Genomic DNA, 26090 nt, shown 5'->3' on the forward strand with positions numbered 1-26090 from the left:
CAACTTTAAAGCATCTTAATTCAATGCAAAATCAATCTGTATTAGAGCTTAAAGAAGCAAGGCAGCAAATTGAAGCTGACCTAAAATTATTTATCGATCAGAATAATTATCAAAATTTCTTTAGTGAGATTTATGATTATTCCCTCTTACCAGCTGGAAAGTTATTTCGCCCTATGCTCGCTTATGCAACAGCTAAAGACTTTGGTATAGACTTTAGTGATGAGAGGCTTAGAAAGTCAGTTAAGAGCTTCTCATGTGCATTAGAAATTCATCATACATATACACTAATTCACGATGATATGCCTTGTATGGATGACGATGAATATCGCCGTGGACGACTTTCAACTCATGCAAAGTTTGGCCAATGGCAAGCACTCCTTGCAGGAGATGCACTTCAATCTCTTAGCTTTAATTTAATTAATAAGATTAACGTAAAGAATAAATATGAGATTCTAAATTATGCTCATTGGTGCTTAGGAGCAAAAGGTCTCATCCTTGGGCAGGCCTTAGATCTTGGTCACCACATGACAGAGAGCTTTAAGAATCTAATCCTCACTCATAAATTAAAAACTGCACGTCTTATCCAACTTTCAATTGTTGGCCCTTATCTTTTCAACGATGATGCAAATTTAGAGACGGCCAAAGCACTACACCGCTTAGGTCACCATATGGGAATTGCCTTTCAACTTCTTGATGATCTTTGTGAACTTGAAGATGAAGTATTAAGTGAGCACGAAGAGGCCATTAACCCATGGAAAACAAGAGGACAGGATTGTTTTGCAGAACTACAATCTAATCTTGAATATATGAAAGTATTTTTTGAAAAGTACGCGTGCGAAAATATCCGTTTAGTATACGGAGAATATCTTGGAAAGATACTTAGTATTATTGAACCTAATAAAGAAACTATAACTGGTCATTTAAATGTAGAGACAGGCGCTAGGCCCGCCTCTTTAGATCCAATTATTTCTTTGTTGAATACTTTGACTCTTTAGGTTCAATTGATTAAGGATGCTCTTTGCTTGCTCAAGTTTATCTAAATCAATATTGTAATTTGCAACTTTTGATTTAGAAGACTTTGCAGGCTTTGTATTTAATTTCTTCTTAGAAGCTCCACTAGTGTCTTTAGAAAGATCAAGTTGACCTCTTAAAACTAGCTTAGCTTTCTCAATAGTCATTTTCTCTTCAAATAGAAGGCCTTTAATTTTTGCCAACATTTGAATATCTTTTTGTTCAAAAAGTTTTTGACCAGTTGAAGAAACGAGAGGTGAAATTTCATCAAATTCACTTTCCCAAAATCTTAAAACGTATGGCTTTACACCAACGATTGAGCAAACTTCATCAAGTTTAAATAACGATTTCTGTGGAATCGATAATGTTTCTAGCATTTAAAATCCGTTTTCGCTCTCATAGTCATCATCAGTATCATTTCTGAATGATGTTAGTGCTTTTGGAGTTCCTTCCTTAGGTGCAATTGAAGTGTCTTCCTTACCTTTATCGTCGATACGGTGTACGTAACGTCCAGTAATATCTTCCTTTAAAACCTGTGATGGTTTAAAAGTAAGAACACGTCTTGCAGAAATTTCCATCGCCTCACCTGTTTGTGGGTTACGGCCAACTCTTGATGCTTTATCGCGAATTGAGAAGTTTCCAAAACCAGAAATTTTTACTTTTTCCCCGCGGGCCAAAGTATCTTTAATTACCTTAAAAACTAAGTCAACAAGATCAGAAGCTTCCTTTTTAGAAAACCCTGCTTCCTTATAAACTCGTTCGACAATATCAGCTTTAGTCAAGCTCATTGCATTCCTCCATGAATCAAAAGAACCTTTATATATTAATAGGTTAGCAGAATTATGAATATTTCACAAAAAAAATTTTGTGGGAAATATATTTCATTTTAATAACTTAGCCTTTTATGGCGTTAACCCGTCAATTAAGCCAGTTTTAAGAAAAGCTTAAGTTGAGCAACTAAATAAATACCATGTACTATGTTTATATCAACTTCTTCTTGTCAAATTGGCGTATTGACATGAACAATCCCCAGCACAAGTTCTTACTTCTGCTGGGGATTTTTTTTTACATATTTCCGACTTTTTTACTTAGACTTTTTCTTTACGGCCTTCTTCTTGGCCTTTTTCTTACCAAGCTTTTCCTGGTCCTTGGCAATCTTCTTTAGAAGCTTGTGCTTTTCAGCATCTTTCTTCTTAAGCCAATCAGTTAACTTTGTATCAACTTCATTTAGCTCTTCCACAAGTTTCTTAGCAACAAGCTTTGGAGACTTTGCAATTTTAGTATACTCATTTAGTCTCTTAGTCTCATCTTTAACAAGTAACTTGCGCTTCTCCACTTCATCCTTTGTCATACGATAAATTGGCATATCTGCTAGATAGTCAGAATAGACATATTTTTTCTTATCTAGGTATTCAACAAATGACTTTCTATTCTTAGACTTTGTCGCTTTTTCATATTCTTTATTTTTAATGAACTTAATGATTTCATTATTCTTCGTAATCGAGTCCTTAAGGTCAAGACATAGAAGTTCATAGCGACGAGTAACGACCTTAAGTCTTTCACCAGTAAAGATCTCAATAATCTCTTCGGCCTGATCAAAGATCTTAACTCCTCGCTCAGAAATTAGCGTGTAGTTTGGTGATAAAGATGAAGTTGCTCCAACTGTATCCTGAACTTCTTTAAGAGTAACTTCTTGTCCTTTCTTAAAAAGAAGCTCAATATTGATTTCGTTATCAACTGATGCATCAACGAAATCCTTAATGAATCCACTATCAATGAATTTTGTCAGGTGACGATAGATTTTCTTAGCATCATATCCACGTGGAAGTTCTGTAATAAAAAACTTTCCATCTTTTTCTTCGATACTCATTTCAAAAGTTAGCTTACCGCTCTTCTTATCAACATGAATAGGAAGTGAGTAATTATGAACATATGGCTTAAGCTTTTTCACTTTTCCCGTTTCAATAAAAGAGATCATCGATTTGATTAGATCTTTATGATGAAAACTTGGAATCGTCGAAGAGAAACCTGTCCCAATTCCCTCTGCACCGTTAAGTAACATCAGAGGAAGTTTAGGAAGAAGTCCAACAGGCTCCATTGAACGTTCATCATAATTTGGAACCATTTCAACTTGGTTCATATCATCAAATAATAAGAGATCTGACACCTTACCTAATTTACACTCAATATACCTACCGGCCGCAGGATCTGTTTCCATTCGCTCACCGAAGTACCCTTTCTTGTCAATTAGTGGATAGTTATTTGAGAAGGTATAGTCTTGGGCCATATTAACAATCGCCGATTCGATTGAAGCTGGACCGTGGGGGTGTAGAGTTAGAACTAAACCAGTTGCCGCAGAAACTTTTAAAAGTCCCTTCGACTGATTCTTCCATAGAGTATAGAGAATACGTCTTTGACCTGGCTTAAGGCCATCTTGAAGATATGGGATCGCTCGATCCATAAGAGTATAGATCTGATATGTGCGATACTCATCTCTTACGATATCTTCTAAGTTTACTGATTCAAGTGAATGAAGATAAGTTTCTTGCATTATTTATTTCCTTCCTAATACTTTTTAATCAAGGTAATCAATCATGTCCGCTAGGCCACCAGTGGCCGCTTTTTTAGCGACGGCCTTTTTGGCCTTTTTCTTTGCAGCTTTTTTGGCCGTTTTTTTTGCGGCTTTCTTTGCAGTTTTTTTGGCAGTTTTCTTTGCTGTTTTCTTTGCCGCTTTCTTTGCTACTTTCTTGGCGGCCTTAGGCTTTGTTACAACCTTATCTTCAGAAATCGCTTCAGACATTATTTCAGATTGATCTTCATCAAGAAGTAGATCTTTTCTTAGATTTGTATCCTTACCAAAACAGATATTAAGCATCTCCTTGGCCTTAGACTTCTGGTCTATTACAATCTTAGTGTACTCATCCTTAGATAAAACATACTTCCAGGCCTCTGGTGACATCTCACCAAGTCCCTTATTTCGATGAATTTCTTTAATCTTTACTTCACCAGCATCTCTAAATTCTTCAAGTTCCTTATCTGACTCAAAATATAGAGTCTTCTTATCTGTCACGACTTCAAAAAGAGGAGCTTTAGCAATTTGAATTGCACCCATCTCAAATAATTCAGGCCAGAACTGGTAGAAGAAATTAGTTAAAAGTGTATTAATGTGTCCACCATCAACATCCGAGTCGGCAAGGAAGACAATATTTGAATAACGAAGCTTCTTTTCATCAACTTCTTGTCCTAGAACAAGACCAATTGATGCCATGATGTCAGAGAATTCCTGATTATTTAGAATATCTTTGATACCAGCTTGAGCAACGTTCATCGGCTTACCGCGAAGAGCGATTCCACCTTGATATAATTTATTACGAGCTGACCTTAGACCACCGATGGCCGAGTCCCCCTCACAAATAAATAGTGTACACAGCTCACGCTTCTTTCTTTCGTTAGCATCAAGAAGCTTTTCAACTCTTTGTCTTTTTTGCTTACGGCCTTTTGAAGCTGCTTCTTTTAGAACCTGATACTTATGGCGAGACTTCCCTCTTTCAATAACGACTTCAAGATAGTCCTTATTTTTTCTCATGAACTTATCCATCGACTTGCTCATTAGTTCTTCAAGGGCCTTCTCAAGATGTACATCACGAACGAGCTTACGTTTCGTTTGTGACTCAAATCTTGGGTTTGGCATTGTCACACCAAGAACGAAAGTTAGGCCAGAAAGAACATCATTATCAACTAACTTGATTTTCTCTTTCTTTGCCTGACGCTCTAACTTGTCTTTTACAGCATTGATAAAGATTCTTCTTACACGATCATGGTGGAAACCACCGTCATATGTAGGAGTAGAGTTAACAAAAGAGATAAACTTTTCTCTTTCCTCGCTTCCTTTATCAATTGTTAGAGAAAGAGACATATCGATCTTTCCCTTAACTTTTTTCTTTTTCGTATTTATTGTCTCGTAGATATAGGCTGTTTCACCAAAGTCGTGAGCATTTTCCTCATCAATTCTTTGAGCTAGCTCATAGAGCCCTTTTTGATAGTGATACTTTTCACCGTTAAAGTAAAAAGCAAGACCAGGGTTATTATAGGCAAGGTCAATGATACGCTTTCTTAAAAGGTTTTCATCGATCTTATTGTCTTTGTATACCTCTTTGGCCAGTGTTACTTGGATTGAAACACCTGAAGCACCTTTAAAGGTCTTCGGCTTAGTTTGTGAAACCTTAAGAGCACCATCGATGAACTTCGTTGTTTGCTCTTTTTTTGAGTTATAGTGTTTAATCGTAACAAAAAACTCATCGGCCGTAAGACAAGTTGCAGCGGCCCCTAGACCGTTTTGTCCAAGAGTTCGATGGAGAAAGCCTTTCTCATCAGTTTCTTCATCTTTAAATTTAGAACCAGTTCTAAACTCAGAGTAAACTTGTTTCACTTTATTTAGTGGAAAACCAATTCCGTTATCAGCAACAGTAACTGTTTTTCCGTCTTCACTTAGTGAAGTATGAATTTCTGTAACGTGTCCACGATAATATTCATCAATACAGTTATCTAAAAGCTCTTCAATGGCCTTTGACTTTGCTTGGTGAAATTTTACCGTTTTAAAATCGACTGACTTATCTTCGTAGACATATGTCTCTAAATCTTCAATATCATTAGAACCAAAGACGAGCGTAATACGGTTTCGACAGTGCCATCTTTGATCTTTACTCTCAATGACAGCGTCTTTCGTCTTACCTTTACGATTCACTTTTTCAATGCTGCGTCCCATGCTTAAATTTTCCCCTATCTTAGCTTCGTGCTATAATGAATTTACTATAAAGAATAAGGGAAACTTAAAGGCCTTGAAAGTTACAACGCGTCAACCATTGATAATTACAGTAGTTTTTTACTTGATTTTGCTATTTTCAAATCTCGCAATCGCCTCTGATTTCAAGGGGATTGATGCAGACATCAAAGAAATTTTAGTTGATAAAAAAAGAATTTACCGAAAGGCCATCGTTAAGACCGAAGAAAACAAACAAAGTTTAGATTACCAAATATATGGAATTCATCCAAATAAATGTAAAGTCGCGTTAAGGAAATTGTCGCGCTACGAAAAATTCAATGAATATATCGACCTAGTAAAACTATCAGGTTACTCAGAAAAGAAGAAAGAAATTTATCTCTATCTCGATCACACTTTGATGCCATTTCCCATGTCTCTAAATTTTAGAATCCCACGCATCACTAAACCTGGAACTTATCCGTTCACATTTGATAAGGGATTTTTAAAAGGACTAAAAGGTGAAATAAATGTTCGACAACTTTCAGACGGAAAGTGCCTCTTCTTTTCTAAGAGTTACTGGAAGGGAGAGAAATCTTCTATCCCAGACACACTCTTTGAAATGTTTTCTGAAACACTGGGAGAGCTTGCGATGGAAAAGCTATTTCGTGTATCTCGCCGACTTTAGTTCTTCGATAAAAATTTTCTCTCTTATTTGCCAGAAACGCTGCTTCTTACGAGCAATCACAAATTTCGGTTCTCTAAAGTATTTGCGATCTTTCAAAATTTTATCGAGATCATCAATATAGTACTTAAGCTCTGGGGTTTTTAAGTGTTTTTTTACAAAGGCGTGATAGAAGGCCATCTGTTGCGACTTATTATTTAATTGAAAGTATTCCTTGAGAGACTCTCCATTTACATCAAAGTAACTCACCTCAAGCGAGCGCCCCTTCTTACCTTGATATTCGCTAAAGATCATCTCCTCGACGCGCATAATGTGAGCATCTTTAAGCTGCATGGCCTCTTTTAATTTCTTATCAGCATCTCGTAGCTCATGCTCACAATGAGCACAAACGTGTGCACTAATATCGTTACTTTGACCGCAATTATCACAATTTTTAAAGCGAAAGAGAAAACCACATTCCTCGACACTCATATCACTTTCATCAATATGAATCCCTTGGCACTTTCGGCCGTAGTGTTCAGTGATTCCACCCTCGCTATCAACCTTTCCCCAGAAGATATTGGCATGGCCACAATCAGGACACATCACTTGTACCTCTTGAGTTTCACCATGAGGTCGAACCTCACCGACTTCCGGCTTAAATATATCGTGATCATGTCCAGTGTAGTCGAGAATCAAACAGTCTTCTTTTCCTTCATAAAGCCTAAGTCCTCGGCCAACAATTTGTTGATAAAGACTAATGGACTCAGTGGGGCGAAGGATAGCGATCAAGTCCACATGAGGAGCATCAAAACCTGTTGTTAGAACAGAGACATTTACTAAGAATTTAATTTTTTGATTCTTAAAATCTTCGATTATTTGATCGCGAATTTTTTGATCAGTTTCACCTGTTACAATTGCACTCTCCCCTTCAGGAAGAAGACTCAAGACTTCATTGGCATGCTTTACAGTTGATGTAAAAAGCATGACTCCATTTCGCTCTTTTGCCTCTTGGACGATATGCTTTACAATCCCTGGTGTAACGCGTGCACTATCATTTAAAATCTTTTCAATCTCTTCAGTTAAAAACTTTCCAGAATTCTCATTTACTTCAAGTTTTGAAAAGTCATAACAAGCAACAGGAGAATCTATCTTAATGGGCCTCGTTAGATGGCCATTCTTAATCATATAGCTTAAAGGTAGCTCATAGATACAGTGCTTAAAAAAGCGCTCTTCTTTTGTTCTTAGAATTTCATGGTAATGGTAATTATAAATCCACCCCATTCCCAGACGATATGGCGTGGCCGTAAGGCCAAGAAAGAAAACCTTTTGGTTCATTTCTTTGAGCTTATCAAATACTTGCTGATATTGAGACTCTTCTTCTAGAGAAATTCTGTGACATTCGTCGATGATAATAAGAGAAAAGTCTTTGAAGAAGTCCTCGGGTGCACGTGCAATCGATTGAATAGAACCAAAAATAACTTTATCGTCCTTATCTTTTCGATTCATGGAAGCTGAGAATATCCCGGCCTTTAGGTCATAGGACTCATACTTTGCATGGTTTTGTTCGACTAGCTCTTTTACATGGGCCATCACAAGAACTCGACCTCGAGCAATGCGTGCAAGCTCAGCAATTACTAAACTTTTTCCAGCACCTGTTGGGAGAACAATAAGAGAAGGATCACCACATTTTCTAAAGTGAGACACAACCTTGTCTACAGCTTCAACTTGATAATCCCTGAGTTTAAACTTCATCTCTAAAGACTAGCAAAAGAGAGCTAATCAATGAAGAAAAATAAGCTAATAAATACAGATAGTTGCTGTGCTATCACCCTAAAAATTTGGCACTTAAATCAAAAACAAAAAACATTTACACACTACTTTCACGCATTTAATACAACAAATAAAACTGACAATAAATTTCAGTTACTATGTATCAACTAACTTAACGAAGGACGTAGGATGACAAGTAAGTTTGATATTTATGAAAAAGTTAAAAATTATCCATGGGAGAATGAGTGTTTTGTAGCAGAGTATCTGGCACAGACATACTTTTACGTATCCCATTCAGAGAAGTTACTCTGTTTAGCAATGGCACGACTTGATGATGACAAAATATTTCGTCGTTTTAAAGAGCATTTAAATGAAGAAAGTGCTCACGATAAATTGGCCATAAGAGATCTACAAAGATTTGGGTCTAATATTGAAAGTCATCAGGAGCACTCTTTAACGAAAGCATTTTATCAAGGCCAATACTATCAAATTGAGTATAAGCACCCTCTTGCTTTAATGGGCTATATATTTTTCTTGGAAGACTTAGTTGCAAAAGCTGGCCCATACGTCCACGAGAAAATAAGTGCTTCAAGTGGCAAGATTTCTAGTTTTATTAAACTACATTACGAGGAAGATGAAGATCATGTTGAAGAAGCGAGAAAATTAATCGAATCCCTACCTAAAAATATACAAAACTTTATTGCTGAAAACAGAAGATACTCACAGGAGATATTCTTCAATATCCTAGATGCAATTGAAGCAAATATCGAAAAACAAGATAAAACTGCAGCATAAGTAGGAGTAAAAATGAAGAGTATCGATATAAATGACTTAGAACTTATTATCCTATCACCAAAAAATACTGATTTGAATGACCCTCTCTATTGTTACTATGAGCAATTTTATAATGAGTGGAAGCATACGTGGACTAGTGCATATAAGAAGCTAGGACTTAGGGAGGGAGATATTGAGCTTTATTCAGATGAGCTCTACAAACAAGATGAGCTAGTAGCAATTTACTACAAGGGAGAATTTGTTGGAGGAGGGGCCAATACAGTATTTAACCTTGAAAGTAATATCGATCAAAACTCATCATATTTTAAAAATTGGAATGATCTTATCAAAAAACAAGTGCTGAATAAGATTGAAGGAAATCATATTCTAGCATGCGGTAACTTTACCATTACTTCAAAATTTAATACCAAGAGTGATGAATTCCCATGGAAGGCATTAGTACTTGTCACACTAATGGAGAGATCATTAATGCAAAATAATGGGCCAATCATTTCCTGTACAAATTCCAATAAAAAGGTATCCCAAGCAAGTATATCAGTTGGAGCAAAAGTATTAGTGGAAAATCAGCTATTTAAATTTTCAAATGGAGCTCAAGACTACGTTGATATTCTCTCAACAGATGCAAGCATAATGAGTAAACTTCGCTATGCACATCCTCTTTTTAAAATAACAGAGCAATTATTTAAAAAATTCAAATCAAATAGTGATCTGGAATTAAACTTGAATTCAATTTATGAGGAGCTTAATGCAGTAGCGTAGAGTGTACTATTTGATCATCAGACTTTAGACCATTAATTAATTGAGATGCGACTGTTGGTATTTTGATATCAATAGTCGTTCCTTTATTCTTTCGTGACGTGAATTCAATTTCACCTTTGACACGGTCAACGACGAAACAAACAATTCCAAGCCCCATACCAGTACCCATTTCGTGATTAGTCCCAGTACTAGAAGTAACTTTACTATAAGTTTTGACCTCATTTACAATGTGCTCAGGGATCCCCTTCCCCGAATCAATGACTTGTATATGCATCATATCCATACACACATCTATACTTAAATGAACCTGAGCGCCTTGTGGCGAAAACTTTAGTGCATTTGAGAGTAAGTTACCGAGAATTGTTTTAATTAAAACTTCTTCGCTTATAGGAATATTAATGTCATCACTCTCATTCTTTATTGATTTTACGAGCTGAATTCCTTTTAATCGATAGAGATCCAAGAAGTTATTTTCAATTCGCGAAAGAATATTAATCATACTAACTTTATGACTGATACCCTTATCACTTTGATACTGTTTTCTTATCTCCGTTTTAAACCTTATTAACTCATTTAATCTTTCATTGGCCTTTTCAACGAAAGAGATATCATCTCTTTTAATTGCTCGACTTAAGCTAAAGGACAAATAATTCAAATCATTAGATGTATCGTGAATCAAAGTTTTATAAAGAGTATTGGTAAGCTTCAACTCATCTTTTAACTCAGCATCAAGAATAACTTTCTTATCTAGAATCATCAGAAAAAAGCAGTACATGATTAAGATATAGTTTAAGACGGCAGAACTCCATCCCCATAGCTCAGTCCCAGGAACAAAGCGAAATACAGAAAATGAAATAAAATTCAATGCACCAAGTGACATAACAAAGACATAGAAGAAATTTGTAAGTGAGCTTTTTCTTTTTAGAATATAGTATATCGCTGCAAAGCCAGGTGAATATGCACTCAAGACCAAAGGAAGACTAAAAGCTGTAAAGTTTTGTGTCCAAAAAGAAAGAGCGAAACTAATGCTGATCCCAGTTAAGTGCAAAAGACCAAAGTAGCGAAGGCTTAATCTCTTTTGTCCTGCTAATATATAATTACTTAAGAAAAATATTGGAAAGAACTGAAGGCAGAAAGAGCCAGCGGCCAAATGAGGTGTCACACCGACAGTGAAATTAATAAAGTACGCCAAAATGACTGTGACCAGAAATTTCTTAAAATCAAGATAGTCTTGATATCGATCAACGGCAGATACGAGAAATACACTCGCAGTACATAGTACTAGGAAGCCTAATAAAATGGCGTATAAAATTATAATTGAATCCACGAGTGTTCAGTACCATAAACAAACAGAAACAAATATACTTTATTAAGACAGTGAATCTTTTTCAGCCTATAAATATCTGATTTTACAGGCTTCCTAAGGGGTGGTTAATTTAATTTAAGAATAATTGTCATTTAAACACATTATTTATTTACATCAACTTTTTTAAGTAACGGCCTAAGTGTAATTCTCATACCTCAGGCCTAATTTTTAAGTTACTAAGCTATCTTTTCGATCTCTGTGTGCTCATTTAGTTTTCTCTCTTGGCCATAGTATTTTGGTGGCTTTTTAAAGTGTAGAAAAAGACTTGTAAGTAGGTAAGTCTTTAAAAATTCCAGATATCCAGATTTTGAAACTTGTACTAAATCTTCTTCATTTTCATAGTCAATGATACTATGGCAAAAATTTTGATATTCAATATTATTTGCTCGACTCATCTGAAACATATTCGTTTTAAATCCCATCTTCTTACATGGAGACTTAAGAACAAAGCGATAAGGGTCAATACTGCACTCTTTTGGGTCCTGAAACCACTTCTTAATGTAAAACTCTTCGAGGAGTTTTACAACGTTGATATAGTCCTTTGGAGGCTTCTTAATTTGACTCTTTGGAGATGGCCAAACTTTGTGACTTATTTTATCGAATGCTTCAATTGCAGCAGGTGTAGCAGATATATTTGTCGTATAAAAACTCTTATGTTTTTTGAAATATTCTAACTTATTGAAACATGCCAACATGGCCATTGCATCATTACCTGTATATGAATTTGCAACCATAATTCCAACATGAAGAATATTAACAGCACCATCTTCAATTATATAATTCATCAAAAAAGAAATATCCTTACCACGTGTATGAACAACTGAAACAATAATATGACTCAGAAAGCTTTTAATTTCATCCATATCCTCTAATTGAAGATATCTAATATTTACTTTTTTCTTAGAAGTATTATTAATTTCTACAATTGAACGGTACAAGCGCTTTAAGTTAAAATCATCTAAGTGAAGACCTGGCCTAAAATATGTTCTAAAGGAGTAACTCCCCCATTTAATCTCGTTCATAAATGCTCCCTAGGCAGCTTTCTTTACTTGTTTCCCTTTCTTACTCTTTGTCCCCGCTTTCATTAGCTGAAACTCATATTGGTCAAAGAACACACCTAAGTGGTCAGTGTGGGGAAGTCCACAGATAACTTTATAGGCTTCATTTGCCATTAATACACCAGAGAGCCAAACAACAGGCGTAAAGCTTGGTCTAGTAGCCTCTTTAGTTACAATTTTATCAACGAGATCCTTAGATATATATTTATAGGGAGAAAAGTGACTAAAGGTAAAATCGACCTCTTCCCTAACGGCTTGGTTACACAAGTCAGGAGTTAAGTCTTCAATAGCAACGTCTCTAGTACATAAATTAAGATAATCTTCCCAGTGGGGAGAATCAGGAGTCATTACAAATACCGACGCAAACGGAGTAATCCAGGCATCAACAATTATAATATTTTTTCGACGGGCAGCTCTCTCCAAAATCAGTGAATAAAACATTTCGTCCATACCATTGATAACAATATCAACATCATCTAGAAGTGCTTCAATATTATCTTTTGTAACACCTTCGTTAAATGATTCAATTTTAAGATCAGGGTTTATACTCCTGAACTCCTCTTCTAAAACATCGACTTTGTATCGATCATAGTTCTTTGCATTACAGTGAATTTGGCGATTTGAATTGTGCGCTTCATAACGATCAAAGTCCGCTATTTTAATTTTTCCGATTCCCATACGAACAAGAACTTCACTAGCGACACCTCCCATACCGCCAACACCACAAACTAAAACTGATGCTCCTTGCAACTTATCTTGATCTTCTTGAGTAATTAATCCAATATTTCTTGAAAACATCTCTACCCTCCAGTTAACGTGAGAGTATAAATTAAAATATTTTTTTTGGAGAATTTGGGGAGTTACAACCGGGCCTTTTCAAGACCTCAGCAAAAATACTTGGCACACTCTAGTAATACTTGATACTTACGAGGAAAAATTAAGACTTAGAACTTTGACTATCGAGGTAGAGTACATTGTTAAAATCAGTTTCTTCTTGAGAAATATTCTTCAATAACTCAATTGAGGTTCCATTACCTAGGCTCGAAGAAATATTGACTTTGAATCCAAGTGCATTAGCAGTATCCATGATGATACTCATTCCATGACCTGATCCCTTCTCACCATTAGTTCCTTTTGTAGAACCAATTAGACCAACATTCTTTTTAATTAACTTAAGCTTCTCTTCTGGGATACCAACACCAAAGTCAACGATTCGTAAGCATAGATTCTCATCACACACAGATGCCGAGAAAACGATACTATCATTCATGTGTGAGAACTTAATCGCGTTATACATAATATTAGAGATTAAATTATTTTGGAGTGCGATTTTATTTGTATAGATAGTTAAGTTTTGATCAATTTTAAAATCATGAATAATACGAACACCTTTTTGAATTGCAATATCGTCATATTCAGTTACTGCCTCAATTAAAAGGTCGTATAAATTAATTTCTTCAAGTTCAAAAAGTTCACCATCAATATGAGTTGTAACAATTGAATTTTGAATGATTCCTTTAACAGAGTTTGAAAATTGATTAATCTTATTAACCGCTTGTTCATACTCTCCATTTTCAATTCTTTTCTTAGCGACTTCAAGACTAAGAAGCTTATTGGCAACATCATGATGAAGTGTACGATTACTCAGATTTAACTCTGTATTTAGTAACTCTAAGCTTTTTCGATACTCTTCAAGCTCTAAATTCTGCTTTTCTAGAAGATTTGAATATTCCACATTCTTCAAAATAACTTCGTGAAGTTTTTTCTTTGTGAAGAAGAAATTATATAAGAGATTTGGGATACTAACTTTTGCAAAGGCTGCATTTCTTACAGAAAACACCACTCTATCTTCAACAATCAAATATTTCACTTTCGAGTATGTACGACAGCCGATGAAATTTACAGGAATCGTTTTAAAAAGTTCAACATACATATTGATGAACTCATGAAAGATATGTGCAGGGTCTGAAAATTCAAAAATAATTTGAAATGAATCTGAGCTTAACTTCTTTGTATCAATCTTGATATTTGTATAAAGCATTTTGAAAGATAATTTCAAAAAGAATTCATAAAGTAAGCTATAACTAATGAAGTAAGTAACGATGTCAAAAAATGGTTTAATAACCCTATTTGAAACACCAGTATTACTGATAATCTCGGTGTAGTTTGGATACTTCTCAGAAAAGAAGATAGTAATGTCTTTAAACTCTTGCCACGTGATGCGTGACTTTACATCTAAGAGATTTTTATCTTTAACAGGAAGTTCAGATATAAAGTCTTCAACGGAATCCCCCATTGAACTTACACCATCGAAATATGCGACTAATGCCTTATTACTTACTTCCAATTAAATACACCTTACCAAACAATAAATACTGATTATCACTATAAGATTTAAAATGGCAACTTAAGTTATTTCTTTAACTTTACACCACAATATATATTGTAACCTTTGGCCAAGATTCTTAATAGCGATGCAGAACTTGCCGACAATCCAAACAAAAATAAAAGTATTTCTATTTAGAAAAGACCAGGTTCAGATATCCTCAAAGCACTTTTGTAACAAATTACCATACTGTCTTCTTGCAACCTCTAACAGATCTTGGGATGAAGAAGGTGCATGGTAATTTTCAACAAAGTGGTGATAGACTTCATTTCGAAAAGATTCTGGAAAATTCTTACCTTTGATATTGATATCCTTCCCCTTCACAAAGATAGTATTTGGAGTAAATTCCTTTGCAAAATTTGGAATATTTAATGTGTCTTTAAATTGAATATCACCATCAGGAAAAAGGCGTTTCTTTATTCGCTTTAATCCCCTTCGTCCAAAACAGGTATTTTTGTAACTATTAATCCCATGTGCAAGATAGAGATCTTGAAGCTTACTTTTAATTCCTAAAATTAAATCAGAGGCCGTATAGCCAAAGAATTCATGGGCAGCGATATGAGCATTAACACCAGGAATATTTTGCGAGAACCAGCGTTGAGTATTTTTTAGAGCGATGTCTGAACGTGTGCGACTCCCCTTTATTAGAACGTCAAAGTCTGCATGCATCAACTCATGAAAGATCGTTGAAGCAAGGATTGAAAATTGATACTCCTGCCCTTTAAGAAAGTCTGATAAACTTACAATTCGACGACCACGCCAATTCTTTTCCCGTAGAACGATGGTGTTTGTCTTATCATTATATGTTGCTTCCGCCCCACTCTTATTCATGAGCCATTTTTCAAAGACATTAGGCTTCCTAACTCTAACTTTTTGTACCACATCATCCAAACGCGATAATTTTAGACCTAACTCATCTTCTAATGAATTTGAAAATTCGGATATTGTCACAGGCGAAGAAGCCAAGACGTAAGTTGAGAGTAATAATATAAGTATCGATTTCATATCCATAATTAGACCTAATAAACCTTCATAAGACTAGTTTTGTAAGAAAAAGATAAGATTCTTTATATGTGTGATATGACGTTATTACCGCGACTATCACGTTTGTTATTCAACGATTCAGATAGTTGAGTTGAGAAAGGAATTTTAACGATTACCTTAGTCCCACTTTTCATGCTCATGAAGTTAATTTCACCGTCAATTCGTTTGATGATGTAGCAGAGTATGCTAAGGCCCATTCCACTCCCCAATTCGTTACTAGTACCACTACTCGACCTCACCTTTGAGAAATTCGTTACTGATGAAATAATATCGTCAGGGATACCGCCACCTGAATCAATAACACTAAAGTACACATGAGTTTTATCGTGAATCATTGAGAGATAGACTTTTGAACGTGGCTCAGAGAACTTCAAGGCATTAGAAACAAGATTACCTAGTATCGAGTTAACTAAACTCTCCTTACTAATTGGTAGCGATGCCTCGATTCTTTGATGAGGATAAGTGACAACCAATTGAACTCGCTTCTTGTTAAAGTCGTCTTGGTAGTGAGAGACAACAGACTTCAGTATAGTCGTAAGCTCCACATCATATGAAAGGTTTTCCTTATTAAATTGCTTACGAATCTCTGCTTTAAATTTAATGAGCTCACTTAGTCGATCATAGGCCAACTTAACATAGGTCAAGTTCTCATCTTTTAACGCCCTTGAAAGACTCAATGACAAAAAATTTAAGTCATTTGAAGTATCATGAATAACGGCCTTATAAATTGCATTAATTAGTTTGAGCTCTTCTTGTAACTTGTAATCCCCATCAACCTTCTTCTCTAAGACCTTAACAAGAAGCCCTAACATAATTGCAATATAAGTGATCACACCCGCACTCCAACCCCAAATCCCAGAGCCTTTAATTGTAAAAGTAAATGGATAAGAAAATGTGACCATTGCTGCGATTGCAAAAATAGTAAAATAGAAGAAATTTACAACATACTTTATTCGCTTACCAAAGTAGGCCAATGCATAGATGCCAGGAGTGAAACTTCCGACGGCCACGGCAAAAGAATAATATTCAAAATTAAACCCAGCTAAATACAATGAAAGACCAGCAATTCCACTCAAAACAAAAAGACTCATCAACTCAACTCGATACTGATTTAAGCGATTATTTAGAAAGAAATTACATATCAAATAAAGTGGAATGAATTTTAGGCCAAAGAATATGACGTCGAGTTCCCCCCATTGAACAAAATAAAAACGTGTAGCATAGAGGAAGAAATTAAGTATTAACGCTATCTTAAATTGCTGGTAGTCACTTTCTTTATCCACCATTGCAACAACATAAGTACTGACAACACACAGAAGTAGAAATGATAAGAGTACGATATAAAGGGTTGTCATATTATCCATACATCAAAACTAACATAGTGGAATACATGAACAATTGAAGAAAGGATAACTTAGCTTAACTTAAATTTTCTTCATATGAGACTGGTTGTCTTTCTTCAATAGTCGCAGGAGCCAAAGTAGACTGATTCAAGAAAGCTAGCCGCAGGCGCGGCTTTCGGTTTAAGAAGATTTGGATTTTATTACGAAGACCTTCCCATTACTCCTGAGACGAACCGCTCGGGAATTGCCCCTCGCTCTCGCTCCAATTTTCTAGCTGAAGAGATGGGGAGCTAGCACCGCAAACAATAGCCCGCCTTTGGGCGGCCAATTTTGCAGATGCTTCCCTTTGCGCTTGAGACAACAGTCCGCTCTCGGCTCCTGCCTCCGCGGACATACCGTCCATCCTGGACATAAAAGCCAAAGATTGAGGCAATCAACCGGGATAAACCTCAGAACATCCTGCGGTAAAAGTGCCCCAAAGGGCAGTTTTGAAGCAGAGATGGATGTGATTCAAGAAAGCTAGCCGCAGGCGCGGCTTTCGGTTTAAGACACAGAAGGAGCTGGTCCCTTTGCGCTTGAGACAACAAAGCCAGCTTAAAAGCTGGCTTGTTGAAGTTTAATTTCATTTCAGGCGATGGGCGCCCTAACTGCGTCATATCTTCGCTTTGCGAAGATGCCGCAGTTAACCCCCAAAATCGTCGAGCATGATATCGTCTCTCTCAACCCCTAGGTCAAGAAGCATATCGATAACACACTTGTTCATGATAGGAGGACCACATAGGTAGTACTCACAATCTTCTGGAGCTGGGTGCTTAGCAAGATACTCATCGTGAAGTACTTGGTGAATGAACCCAGTGTAACCTGTCCAATTATCTTCCGGTAGTGCATCTGAAAGTGCAACGTGCCATGTGAAGTTATCATTTTCAGACTGTAGTCCGTCGAAGTCTTCAACATAGAACATTTCTCTAACTGAACGAGCACCGTACCAGAAAGTCATCTTACGTTTAGAGTGAAGTCTCTTAAGTTGGTCGAAGATGTGTGAACGCATTGGCGCCATACCAGCTCCACCACCAACAAATACCATTTCTTTATCTGTTTCACGTGCAAAGAATTCACCGAATGGACCAGAGATCGTAACTTTATCACCTGGCTTACAGCTAAAGATATAAGAAGACATTTTCCCTGGAGGAGTTCCTTTTGGAGCTCTTGGAGGAGGAGAAGCAATACGCACGTTAAGCATAATGATTCCCTTCTCTTCAGGGTAGTTTGCCATTGAGTAAGCTCTGATTGTTTCTTCGTTTACTGTAGAGTTGTATTGCCAAAGATTGAAATGATCCCAGTCTCCTCTATACTCTTCTTCAATATCGAAGTCCTTATAATCGATTGAAAGTCCTGCAGGTCTTTCAATTTGAATATAACCACCAGCTCTAAATGGAACTGACTCACCTTCAGGTAGCTCAAGAACAAATTCTTTAATGAAAGTAGCAACGTTGTGGTTAGATCTAACCGTACATTCCCATTTCTTTACACCAAAGACAGACTCTTCAACTTCAACTTCCATATCAGTTTTAATACCAACCTGACATGCAAGTCTCAAGCCTTCACGAGCTTCTTTCTTTGAGATATGTGACATTTCAGTTTCTAGGATTTCACCGCCACCAGAGTGTACGTGAACTAGACACTGACCACATGTTCCCCCACCACCACAGGCAGAAGATACGAATAATTTTTGATCAGCAAGAGCATTTAGTAGCTTTCCACCAGCTGGGATGTGAACTACTTTCTCACCGTTAATTGTTAGCTTAACGTCACCACTTGATACTAGCTTTGATTTAGCAAAAAGAATTACTAAAACTAGTGCTAGAACCACAACGGTAAACATTAAAACACCAAGAATAATTGCATTCATAATATTTCCTTTTTATTACTTACCGTTACTAAAGTTGGATTCCTGAAAAACTTAGGAAACCAAGTGCCATTAGACCTACAGTGATAAAAGTAATACCAAGACCTTTTAGACCATCTGGTACATCACTGTACTTCATTTTTTCTCTAATACCTGCAAGAGCTGCGATCGCTAGGGCCCAACCAAAACCAGAACCTAGACCGAAAACAACAGACTCTCCAAAAGTATAATCTCTTTCAACCATAAATAGTGAACCACCCATGATGGCACAGTTTACAGTGATTAGAGGAAGGAAAATCCCAAGAGCGTTATAAAGAGCTGGCATATACTTATCTAGGAACATCTCTAGGATTTGTACCATCGCCGCGATAACACCGATGTAACAAATTAGACCTAGGAATGAAAGATCTGTACCTGGAATACCTGCCCACACAAGAGCGTTCTCTTTTAGTAAGTAGTTATAAAGTAGGTTGTTGATAGGGATTGTAATTGTTTGTACAACAACAACCGCAACACCAAGACCTAGAGAAGTCTTAACCTTTTTTGAAACCGCTAGGAATGTACACATACCTAGGAAGAATGCTAAGGCCAAGTTCTCAATGAATACTGCTTTAATAAATAAACTTAAATAATGTTCTAACATATTTCACCTACCCTTACATTTCTTCTACTTGATCTTTCTTCCAAGTACGTAGTCCCCAGATGAAAAAACCAATTAAGAAGAATGCAGATGGTGCAAGAAGTGCCATACCATTAGTTTGGTACCAACCACCTTCTCCAGTTGTTGCTAAAATAGACATTCCAAAAAGTTTTCCTGATCCAAGAAGCTCTCTGAAAAATCCAACAAATACTAGTACAAGTGAATAACCGATTCCGTTACCAATACCATCAAAGAATGACATGATTGGAGGGTTCTTCATCGCATATGCTTCAGCACGTCCCATAACGATACAGTTTGTAATGATTAGACCAATATAAACTGACATCGATTTTGCAACGTCATAAACGTAAGCTTTTAAAACTTGATCTGTCACGATTACAAGTGAAGCAATAATTGTCATCATAACGATGATACGAATTGCACTTGGAACGTGGTTTCTAATTAAAGAAACGAATAAGTTAGAAAATGCACATACAACAGTTACGGCAAGACACATAACTGCTACCGATTCCATTTTTGTTGTAACCGCTAGAGCAGAACAAATACCAAGGATTTGAAGTGCAATTGGGTTATTTTCAAATAATGGAGAAACTACTGTTTCTTTAAAGTTCATTATTCACCCCCACCTTGTGTGAATTTATCAATGAAAGGTCCAAATGCATCGTCACCCATCCAATAGCGAACAGTTCCTGTTACACCATTTGCAGTAAGAGTTGCACCTGAAAGTCCATCAATATCAAAGCTGCTTGCTTTGCTAGCTTCGCCTTTAATTACTTGAATTTGTGGTTTACCTGCATCACCAAAGATTTTCTTCCCTGGCCATACCGATCTCCAGTGTGGGTTATCAATTTCACCACCTAGACCTGGAGTTTCTCCGTGAGAATAGAAACCAATACCTTTAACAGTATTAAGATCTGTCTCAAGAACTAAGAAACCATACATTGTTGACCAAAGACCTTTACCGTGGATTGGGAAAACAACAGACTTGATTTCTTCACCAGCTTTAACAAAGTAAACTTTAGAATACTTTGCACGGAACTTGATCTTCCCTTTGTCTTCAGACGCAGGAATTGCATAGTTCATTTTTGAATCTTTAGCAGCTTTTACAGCATCGAATTTTGTCACATCAATATCAGTAACATAGTCACCAGTTTTAAGATCAACTAGTTTTTCTTCGATTTGCTTATATGCTTCTAAGATTTCTTTCTTTTGAGCTGTAGCTTTTACAAGACCAGCAGTCATCAGAAGATTTTTCTTAACATCTAAAACTTTATTCTCATCTTGAAGTGGCTTCAGTGAAACCGCTGACCAAGATACGACAACTGAACAAACAACACATAGGATTGTTGCTACGATCAGAGTTTTTGCAGTACTATCATTACTCATCACTGCCCCCTTAAACCGTTTTGTATCCATTTGCACGTTTCTTGATATTTCCTTGAATTACAAAGTAGTCAATTAAAGGTGCAAAACAGTTTCCGAAAAGGATTGCAAGCATAGTACCTTCTGGGAAAGCTGGGTTAATAACACGAACAAGGATAACCATGAAACCGATTAAAGCACCATAGAACCAGTGTCCTTTGTGTGTCATAGAAGCTGATACTGGATCAGTTGCCATAAACACTGTACCGAAAGCAAAACCACCAATAACTAAGTGCCAAAGTGGAGTTACTGAGAACATCATATTTGTATCAGAACCGATAGCATTTAAGATTCCAGAAGTAACAACTGCTCCAAGAACCATTGAAAGCATAATTCTCCAAGAACCGATACCTGAGATGATTAGAACCGCTGCTCCGATTAAACAAGCAAGAGCTGAAGTCTCCCCCATTGAACCTGGCATAAATCCTAAGAATGCATCTTGCATTGAAGTCGTGATTGCTCCAACACCACCAAGTGCCGCTTGAGAAAGAGCTGTTGCACCAGTGAAACCGTCTACTGCTGTCCAAACTGCATCCCCTGAAATTTGTGCAGGGTAAGCAAAGAAAAGGAAAGCACGAGCAGTAAGAGCAGGGTTAAGGAAGTTTTTCCCTGTACCACCGAAAACCTCTTTACCAATAAGAACACCGAAAGAGATCCCTACAGCTACTTGCCATAGAGGAATTGTCGGAGGAAGAGTTAGTGGGAAAAGCATCCCAGTAACAAGGAAACCTTCATTAATTTCGTGACCACGTACGATCGCGAAAAGAGCTTCCCAGAAACCACCAGCAATTTGTGTTACTAGAAAGATTGGGAAGAAATAAAGGAACCCGTGTAGAAGGTTTGCTACAAGGCTATCTGGAGAGAAGCCTGCACCAAGTGCTAAGATGATATCAGCACGCCAACCTTCAGGAGTCATACCAGCTGCTGCTAAAGCAGAGTTGGCCTGAAAACCAGTATTGTACATTGCCATAAACATTGCTGGAATAAGAGCAATAGCAACTGTGATCATTAATCTTTTTAAGTCAAGTGCATCTCTAACATGAACTGAACCTCTCGCTACTCCACCTGGAGTATAAAGGAAAGTATCGATCATTTCATAAACAGCATAAAACTTTTCGAACTTCCCGCCTTTGGCGAAATTATCATGTTGAGAATCTAGAAGTTTGCGCAACATTGTAATTATCCTTCTTTCTCAATAGTAGTTAAACTTTCTCTTAGAGCTGGACCGAAATCAACTTTACCAGGACTTACGAAAGTACAAAGCGCTAAATCTTCTTCATCTAGCTCTAGACAACCTAGTTCGATTGCATAGTCATCATCTTTCGTTACAAGTGCTCTTAAAAGTTGAGTTGGTAGCATATCAAGAGGCATTACTTTTTCGTATGACCCAACTGGAACCATAGCTCTATCAGAACCGTGAGTAGCAGTTGTGAAATCAAAAATCTGCCCTGGCTTTAACCAGTGTAGGAAAGTACGCTTAACAGAGAATTTATTAAGACCTGGCTTGTGCCATCCTAAGAACTCTCTTTCACGTCCTTCAGTAAGTAGAGAAATTTGGTTATGGAAACGTCCTAGGTAAGAAAAAGTTCCAACCATTGCACGTCCACTGAAAACAGAACCAGAAACAACTCTCACCTCACCTTGTCCAACTTTACCAGAAGTAACTTCACCTAAGTGAGCACCTGGGACAGTTTTAACAAGTGTTGGGTTTACAGATGCTGGACCTGCAATTGAGATAATTCTTTCTGTTGATAGTTCACCAGTTGCAAATAATTTACCAATAGCAATTACGTCTTGGTAGTTGATTGACCATACAGTCTTATTTGCACTTACAGGATCAATAAAGTGAATGTGAGTTCCTGCGTTTCCTGCTGGGTGAACACCTGCGAATTCTTTTGTTTCAACTTTAGTCGTTGAAGGCGTTGGAATATTTGCACCAGCTGCCTTACAAACGAAAGTTCTTCCGTCAGTCAGCTTTGAGATTACCTCAACACCGTTTACGAAATCTTCGCTTGCTTCAGCAATTACTACTGCTGGATCAGCTGCAAGTGGATTTGTATCCATTGCTGTTACGAAAATCGAATGTGGCTCAGAAGCTAAAGCTGGTGCTTTAGAAAATGGCCTTGTCCTGAAAGTAGGCCATAGACCTGATTCAACTAGAAGTGCTTGAACATCTTCTTTTGCTAAATCTTTTACTCCCGTCCCTTTGTAGTTTTCAAATGTAACTTGCTCGTTACCTGAAACTTCAATTACTAAAGTTTCAAACGCTCTTCTTGCACCACGGTTAATTTCAATAACCTTTCCGCTGATAGGTGCTGTATAAAGAACACCCTCAACTTTCTTACAAGAAAATAACGCCTGACCTTTTTTAACTTCGTCACCTACTTGAACAAGCATAGTTGGCTTCATTCCAACATAGTCTGGCCCAGTAAGCGCGACTTTAGTCACTTGAGGTCCTACCTCAATTTTTTGTGATGGCTTCCCACTGATAGGAAGATCCAATCCTCTCTTAATGTGAATCATAGCGACAAATCCCGTTATCTTGGTTTGTTAACAATAAAATATTTATGAAATTATTAGTTTTTTAACAGAAATACATAAAGTTGTAACCCTAATTTTAACTAATCACGTACTCGATTAAGAGACCATAACGCGTTAAAACAAAGGCTGTTTAGTCGACAATTATCGACCACAACATTTCTTGAATTTCTTACCTGAGCCGCAAGTACATGGGTCATTGCGTCCAACCTTGGCGCCATCTCTCTTTACCTGCGCTACGATTGGCTCACCGTCAACAAAGAACCAGTCTCCATCAACTTTAACAAATTCAGAACGTTCATAATGCACATGGTCTTGTCCGCCTAGGCCAAAAGTTGCCTTAAACTCAACCATTCCCCAGTCGTCCCTCTCTGTCCCCTCTGCAGTGTCAACGATCTCAAGACCCTTCCACTCAGATTGCGATGACCACGCCTTGATTTCATTTACATCCATATCCTCTCTATGATCTGGGTGTGTTGAATCAACGATGAAATCAATATTGCCGATTGTATAAGCAAAGTAACGTGCACTCATAAGTTGAGCTGCAGTTTGGGCCTTGGCCTCACCCTTAACAATTGCTTCACATGTCTTTGTATCAAGACCAGAATTACTCATAATAAACTCCATTTAATATCGATATAATAAGTCGGTAAAATTTGTGTTTGTTTCATCAAAATATACCTTGCTTTCTAGTAGTCGACTAGAAATAAATGTAAAATGCTCTCTTAGCATTTTCTGGTATTTTGTACGACTTCTGCGAATGGCATATTCGTCTTTAAACTCAAGATCTTCAATCTGACGATCCAACTCTTTATCTGTTGGAACTGTTAGATAAAAATACTTTAATTTGGAAGCTAGAATTGGCAAACAGTACTCTAGCTCTTCATCTGTGAGGTATTGAAAAACGCTTGTGCAAACACCAAGATCAAATGACTTCTTAGTGTTTTCATTCTTTCGACACCAACTAACAATATCTGTTTTTTCTAACTTAAATTTCGTTGATTCGATCTTATTGATTTCGCGATCTTTAACAATTTTGTAAGCGTGCTCACTTGGCTCAATACCATGGGCCTTATAGGGCTTAAATTCCTCTAAAAGTGCCTCAAATAAGTGACCAAGGCCAAAACCTAAGTCAATGATTGAGCTGATATCAATATACTCTAAACCAAATAAATTTTTAATATAGCCAACGTGTTGTTCCACATTACCTATTCCATCCATTTGATCAGCTTCCTCGTAATTGACGTCCCAATAGTCTTTTGAGAAACCTTGTGATCCTTTTTCTTTCATGTTGATTTAACCTTTAATGTCTTTCCGATTAAGTATGCATTCGAAATAAATCGGTAGATACCCACCGAGAAAATTGCCCCCCAAAGGAGCAAGAAGGATTGATTCAAATAGCTTAAGTAGGCCAGAGGAAGAAAGCATGTAAAGAAGGCGATCACCATATGGCGTCCTAAGAAATCGAAACGATTGATACCAAAGACAAGGCCATCGTAGACATAGGCAATCGACACCGGAATCTGGGCAATAGCAAGGAAGTAAATAATCCCCTTTATCGTTTCATGAATGCTTTCATCATAAGTAAAAAGTGAGATCAGAGGACCGTTAGCAAAGGTGAAGATCAAACAAAAGATAATCCCGATAGCTCCCCCCATAACAAGAAGTTTATGGAAGATATCTTTTAACTGATCATGGCCTTCATTTTTAAAGAGTGTTCCACCAATAATATTGCCAGACGTGGCCACGCCATCTGTAAAGAAGGAAGCAAATAGCCAAAGATTTAATATAATTTGATGGGCCGCAAGAGCTTTTAAAGAAATGGAGCTTGCTACTTTTGTGGCCAAGAAAAAACTTAGCGTCAAGAAGGCCGAACGCATGAAAACATTGATCGAACTTTTTCCCATATGAAAAGCATCGGCCAGAATAATTTTTTGCGATAAGAAAAGATGGCGAACCTTTTCATGTGTAAGTATGTAGTAGAGACTAATAAAGAAGCCAATTGCATTAGCAATAATTGTTGCGGCTGCAACACTTGAAAGCCCCATATTAAGTTGATAGAGCCCCAGGTAAGACAAAATAATATTTACCGAAGTGGCCACACCAATAATACCTAGGACAATATTAACCTTTGCCATTCCTCTAAGAACAGATAAGGCCGACATGAATAATAAAATAAAAACATGTCCATATAGTCTCGTTAAGAAATACTCATCACATAAAGAGTAAAGTTCTTTCGTTACGCTTAAGAAGTCATAAACAAAGTGACGTGCTGGAACAAAAATCAAAACCAGCAAGAGTCCAATGGAGAAAGCAATTAAAAATGTTACCTTAATAAGTGAGACAACATTTTCATACTCCCCCTTGGCAAGCTTTTGCGAGATCGCTTGAATAGGCGCATGTACTAAGAAATTAAACATCCAAGTGATGGATGACATAATAGAAACGCCGATGGCCATAGCGGCCAGCATATTCGTATCAAAATTTCCAACAAGAGCAGTATCGACGATTGAACTTAGTGGCTCGAGCATCGATGCGAGGATGGAAGGAATAGAAAGGGCCCAAAGGCCCTTATATGTTAACCAATTACGGTCCAAAATTTCTT

Annotated in this window: 24 protein-coding genes; 4 read left to right on the forward strand and 20 right to left on the reverse strand. The window is 37.0% G+C overall.

Annotated elements, in window-relative coordinates; translation table 11 throughout:
- Window positions 1–23: 23 nt before the first annotated feature.
- Window positions 24–995 carry a polyprenyl synthetase family protein gene (locus ABMA72_RS04040; RefSeq protein ID WP_393056168.1) on the forward strand — a complete coding sequence of 324 codons (972 nt, stop codon included), beginning with the start codon at window positions 24–26 and terminating at the stop codon, window positions 993–995.
- Here ABMA72_RS04040 and ABMA72_RS04045 read toward each other — a convergent pair.
- The 4 genes from ABMA72_RS04045 to ABMA72_RS04060 all read right to left on the reverse strand — a co-directional run bounded on the left by ABMA72_RS04045 (window position 954) and on the right by ABMA72_RS04060 (window position 5776).
- Window positions 954–1388 carry a MerR family transcriptional regulator gene (locus ABMA72_RS04045; protein WP_392856328.1) on the reverse strand — a complete coding sequence of 145 codons (435 nt, stop codon included), beginning with the start codon at window positions 1386–1388 and terminating at the stop codon, window positions 954–956. The two genes, ABMA72_RS04040 and ABMA72_RS04045, sit on opposite strands and share 42 nt — an antisense overlap.
- On the reverse strand, window positions 1389–1793 hold the full coding sequence (locus ABMA72_RS04050) for an integration host factor subunit alpha (protein WP_392858006.1): 405 nt from the start codon (window positions 1791–1793) through the stop codon (window positions 1389–1391).
- Between the two features lie 302 nt (window positions 1794–2095).
- Window positions 2096–3562, reverse strand: coding sequence for a DNA gyrase subunit A (locus ABMA72_RS04055; RefSeq protein WP_392856331.1), 1467 nt, complete (start codon window positions 3560–3562; stop codon window positions 2096–2098).
- Window positions 3563–3586: 24 nt separating this feature from the next.
- Entirely contained in the window at window positions 3587–5776 is a 2190-nt protein-coding gene (locus ABMA72_RS04060) for a toprim domain-containing protein (RefSeq protein ID WP_392856332.1), read from the reverse strand.
- Between the two features lie 121 nt (window positions 5777–5897).
- On the opposite strand from ABMA72_RS04060, the gene ABMA72_RS04065 reads away from it, so the two are divergent.
- Window positions 5898–6458, forward strand: a complete 561-nt coding sequence (locus tag ABMA72_RS04065) for a hypothetical protein (protein WP_392856335.1) — start codon at window positions 5898–5900, stop codon at window positions 6456–6458.
- Here the strand turns inward: ABMA72_RS04065 and ABMA72_RS04070 are convergent.
- The gene (locus ABMA72_RS04070; protein WP_393056170.1) at window positions 6432–8189 is read right to left on the reverse strand and encodes a DEAD/DEAH box helicase family protein; all 1758 of its coding nucleotides are present in this window, start codon (window positions 8187–8189) and stop codon (window positions 6432–6434) included. The genes ABMA72_RS04065 and ABMA72_RS04070 overlap by 27 nt on opposite strands.
- A 207-nt stretch (window positions 8190–8396) precedes the next feature.
- Between ABMA72_RS04070 and ABMA72_RS04075 the strand changes: the two genes are divergently transcribed.
- Both ABMA72_RS04075 and ABMA72_RS04080 read left to right on the forward strand, forming a co-directional pair.
- Window positions 8397–9002, forward strand: a complete 606-nt coding sequence (locus ABMA72_RS04075) for an iron-containing redox enzyme family protein (RefSeq protein ID WP_392856338.1) — start codon at window positions 8397–8399, stop codon at window positions 9000–9002.
- 12 nt (window positions 9003–9014) lie between these two features.
- Window positions 9015–9761, forward strand: a complete 747-nt coding sequence (locus tag ABMA72_RS04080; RefSeq protein WP_392856340.1) for a hypothetical protein — start codon at window positions 9015–9017, stop codon at window positions 9759–9761.
- On the opposite strand, the gene ABMA72_RS04085 is transcribed toward ABMA72_RS04080, so the two are convergent.
- The 15 genes from ABMA72_RS04085 to ABMA72_RS04155 form a co-directional block, all read right to left on the reverse strand.
- On the reverse strand, window positions 9745–11088 hold the full coding sequence (locus tag ABMA72_RS04085) for a sensor histidine kinase (protein WP_392856341.1): 1344 nt from the start codon (window positions 11086–11088) through the stop codon (window positions 9745–9747). The two genes, ABMA72_RS04080 and ABMA72_RS04085, sit on opposite strands and share 17 nt — an antisense overlap.
- A gap of 215 nt (window positions 11089–11303) precedes the next feature.
- Window positions 11304–12149 (reverse strand): hypothetical protein, encoded by an 846-nt coding sequence (locus ABMA72_RS04090; protein ID WP_392856343.1) that lies wholly within the window; start codon window positions 12147–12149, stop codon window positions 11304–11306.
- A 9-nt stretch (window positions 12150–12158) separates the two neighbouring features.
- Window positions 12159–12983 carry a ThiF family adenylyltransferase gene (locus tag ABMA72_RS04095; protein ID WP_393056172.1) on the reverse strand — a complete coding sequence of 275 codons (825 nt, stop codon included), beginning with the start codon at window positions 12981–12983 and terminating at the stop codon, window positions 12159–12161.
- Between the two features lie 139 nt (window positions 12984–13122).
- Complete coding sequence (locus ABMA72_RS04100) at window positions 13123–14532, reverse strand: sensor histidine kinase (RefSeq protein ID WP_392856347.1); 1410 nt, start codon at window positions 14530–14532, stop codon at window positions 13123–13125.
- Between the two features lie 189 nt (window positions 14533–14721).
- The gene (locus ABMA72_RS04105) at window positions 14722–15402 is read right to left on the reverse strand and encodes a hypothetical protein (RefSeq protein WP_392856348.1); all 681 of its coding nucleotides are present in this window, start codon (window positions 15400–15402) and stop codon (window positions 14722–14724) included.
- A gap of 236 nt (window positions 15403–15638) precedes the next feature.
- Complete coding sequence (locus tag ABMA72_RS04110) at window positions 15639–16979, reverse strand: sensor histidine kinase (RefSeq protein ID WP_392856350.1); 1341 nt, start codon at window positions 16977–16979, stop codon at window positions 15639–15641.
- Between the two features lie 661 nt (window positions 16980–17640).
- Window positions 17641–18867 carry an NADH:ubiquinone reductase (Na(+)-transporting) subunit F gene (gene nqrF, locus ABMA72_RS04115; protein ID WP_392856352.1) on the reverse strand — a complete coding sequence of 409 codons (1227 nt, stop codon included), beginning with the start codon at window positions 18865–18867 and terminating at the stop codon, window positions 17641–17643.
- 28 nt (window positions 18868–18895) lie between these two features.
- The gene (gene nqrE, locus ABMA72_RS04120) at window positions 18896–19507 is read right to left on the reverse strand and encodes an NADH:ubiquinone reductase (Na(+)-transporting) subunit E (RefSeq protein WP_021267064.1); all 612 of its coding nucleotides are present in this window, start codon (window positions 19505–19507) and stop codon (window positions 18896–18898) included.
- A 13-nt stretch (window positions 19508–19520) separates the two neighbouring features.
- Entirely contained in the window at window positions 19521–20138 is a 618-nt protein-coding gene (locus ABMA72_RS04125; RefSeq protein ID WP_392856353.1) for an NADH:ubiquinone reductase (Na(+)-transporting) subunit D, read from the reverse strand.
- The gene (locus ABMA72_RS04130; protein WP_392856354.1) at window positions 20138–20911 is read right to left on the reverse strand and encodes a Na(+)-translocating NADH-quinone reductase subunit C; all 774 of its coding nucleotides are present in this window, start codon (window positions 20909–20911) and stop codon (window positions 20138–20140) included. Before ABMA72_RS04130 ends, ABMA72_RS04125 begins: the two co-directional genes overlap by 1 nt.
- Window positions 20912–20921: 10 nt before the next feature.
- Window positions 20922–22127: an NADH:ubiquinone reductase (Na(+)-transporting) subunit B gene (locus ABMA72_RS04135; RefSeq protein WP_392858007.1), complete on the reverse strand. Its 1206-nt coding sequence runs from the start codon at window positions 22125–22127 to the stop codon at window positions 20922–20924.
- Window positions 22127–23470 (reverse strand): Na(+)-translocating NADH-quinone reductase subunit A, encoded by a 1344-nt coding sequence (locus tag ABMA72_RS04140; RefSeq protein ID WP_392856356.1) that lies wholly within the window; start codon window positions 23468–23470, stop codon window positions 22127–22129. The genes ABMA72_RS04135 and ABMA72_RS04140 overlap by 1 nt, the downstream gene beginning before the upstream one ends.
- A 159-nt stretch (window positions 23471–23629) precedes the next feature.
- Complete coding sequence (locus ABMA72_RS04145) at window positions 23630–24100, reverse strand: YchJ family protein (RefSeq protein WP_392856359.1); 471 nt, start codon at window positions 24098–24100, stop codon at window positions 23630–23632.
- A gap of 12 nt (window positions 24101–24112) precedes the next feature.
- Window positions 24113–24775 carry a class I SAM-dependent methyltransferase gene (locus tag ABMA72_RS04150; protein ID WP_392856361.1) on the reverse strand — a complete coding sequence of 221 codons (663 nt, stop codon included), beginning with the start codon at window positions 24773–24775 and terminating at the stop codon, window positions 24113–24115.
- Complete coding sequence (locus tag ABMA72_RS04155; RefSeq protein WP_392856363.1) at window positions 24772–26082, reverse strand: MATE family efflux transporter; 1311 nt, start codon at window positions 26080–26082, stop codon at window positions 24772–24774. The genes ABMA72_RS04150 and ABMA72_RS04155 overlap by 4 nt, the downstream gene beginning before the upstream one ends.
- Window positions 26083–26090 lie beyond the last annotated feature (8 nt).

The sequence above is a fragment of the Halobacteriovorax sp. CON-3 genome (assembly GCF_043196995.1).
Taxonomy (GTDB): Bacteria; Bdellovibrionota; Bacteriovoracia; order Bacteriovoracales; family Bacteriovoracaceae; genus Halobacteriovorax_A.

Coding starts and splice junctions, on each gene's coding strand:
- ABMA72_RS04045 (WP_392856328.1), bottom strand. CDS start 1,388: ATGCTAGAAACATTATCGATTCCACAGAAATCGTTATTTAAACTTGAT.
- nqrF (WP_392856352.1), bottom strand. CDS start 18,867: ATGAATGCAATTATTCTTGGTGTTTTAATGTTTACCGTTGTGGTTCTA.
- ABMA72_RS04145 (WP_392856359.1), bottom strand. CDS start 24,100: ATGAGTAATTCTGGTCTTGATACAAAGACATGTGAAGCAATTGTTAAG.
- ABMA72_RS04140 (WP_392856356.1), bottom strand. CDS start 23,470: ATGATTCACATTAAGAGAGGATTGGATCTTCCTATCAGTGGGAAGCCA.
- ABMA72_RS04070 (WP_393056170.1), bottom strand. CDS start 8,189: ATGAAGTTTAAACTCAGGGATTATCAAGTTGAAGCTGTAGACAAGGTT.
- ABMA72_RS04130 (WP_392856354.1), bottom strand. CDS start 20,911: ATGAGTAATGATAGTACTGCAAAAACTCTGATCGTAGCAACAATCCTA.
- nqrE (WP_021267064.1), bottom strand. CDS start 19,507: ATGTTAGAACATTATTTAAGTTTATTTATTAAAGCAGTATTCATTGAG.
- ABMA72_RS04090 (WP_392856343.1), bottom strand. CDS start 12,149: ATGAACGAGATTAAATGGGGGAGTTACTCCTTTAGAACATATTTTAGG.
- ABMA72_RS04150 (WP_392856361.1), bottom strand. CDS start 24,775: ATGAAAGAAAAAGGATCACAAGGTTTCTCAAAAGACTATTGGGACGTC.
- ABMA72_RS04060 (WP_392856332.1), bottom strand. CDS start 5,776: ATGGGACGCAGCATTGAAAAAGTGAATCGTAAAGGTAAGACGAAAGAC.
- ABMA72_RS04105 (WP_392856348.1), bottom strand. CDS start 15,402: ATGAATAAGAGTGGGGCGGAAGCAACATATAATGATAAGACAAACACC.
- ABMA72_RS04095 (WP_393056172.1), bottom strand. CDS start 12,983: ATGTTTTCAAGAAATATTGGATTAATTACTCAAGAAGATCAAGATAAG.
- ABMA72_RS04110 (WP_392856350.1), bottom strand. CDS start 16,979: ATGGATAATATGACAACCCTTTATATCGTACTCTTATCATTTCTACTT.
- ABMA72_RS04040 (WP_393056168.1), top strand. CDS start 24: ATGCAAAATCAATCTGTATTAGAGCTTAAAGAAGCAAGGCAGCAAATT.
- ABMA72_RS04080 (WP_392856340.1), top strand. CDS start 9,015: ATGAAGAGTATCGATATAAATGACTTAGAACTTATTATCCTATCACCA.
- ABMA72_RS04075 (WP_392856338.1), top strand. CDS start 8,397: ATGACAAGTAAGTTTGATATTTATGAAAAAGTTAAAAATTATCCATGG.
- ABMA72_RS04125 (WP_392856353.1), bottom strand. CDS start 20,138: ATGAACTTTAAAGAAACAGTAGTTTCTCCATTATTTGAAAATAACCCA.
- ABMA72_RS04055 (WP_392856331.1), bottom strand. CDS start 3,562: ATGCAAGAAACTTATCTTCATTCACTTGAATCAGTAAACTTAGAAGAT.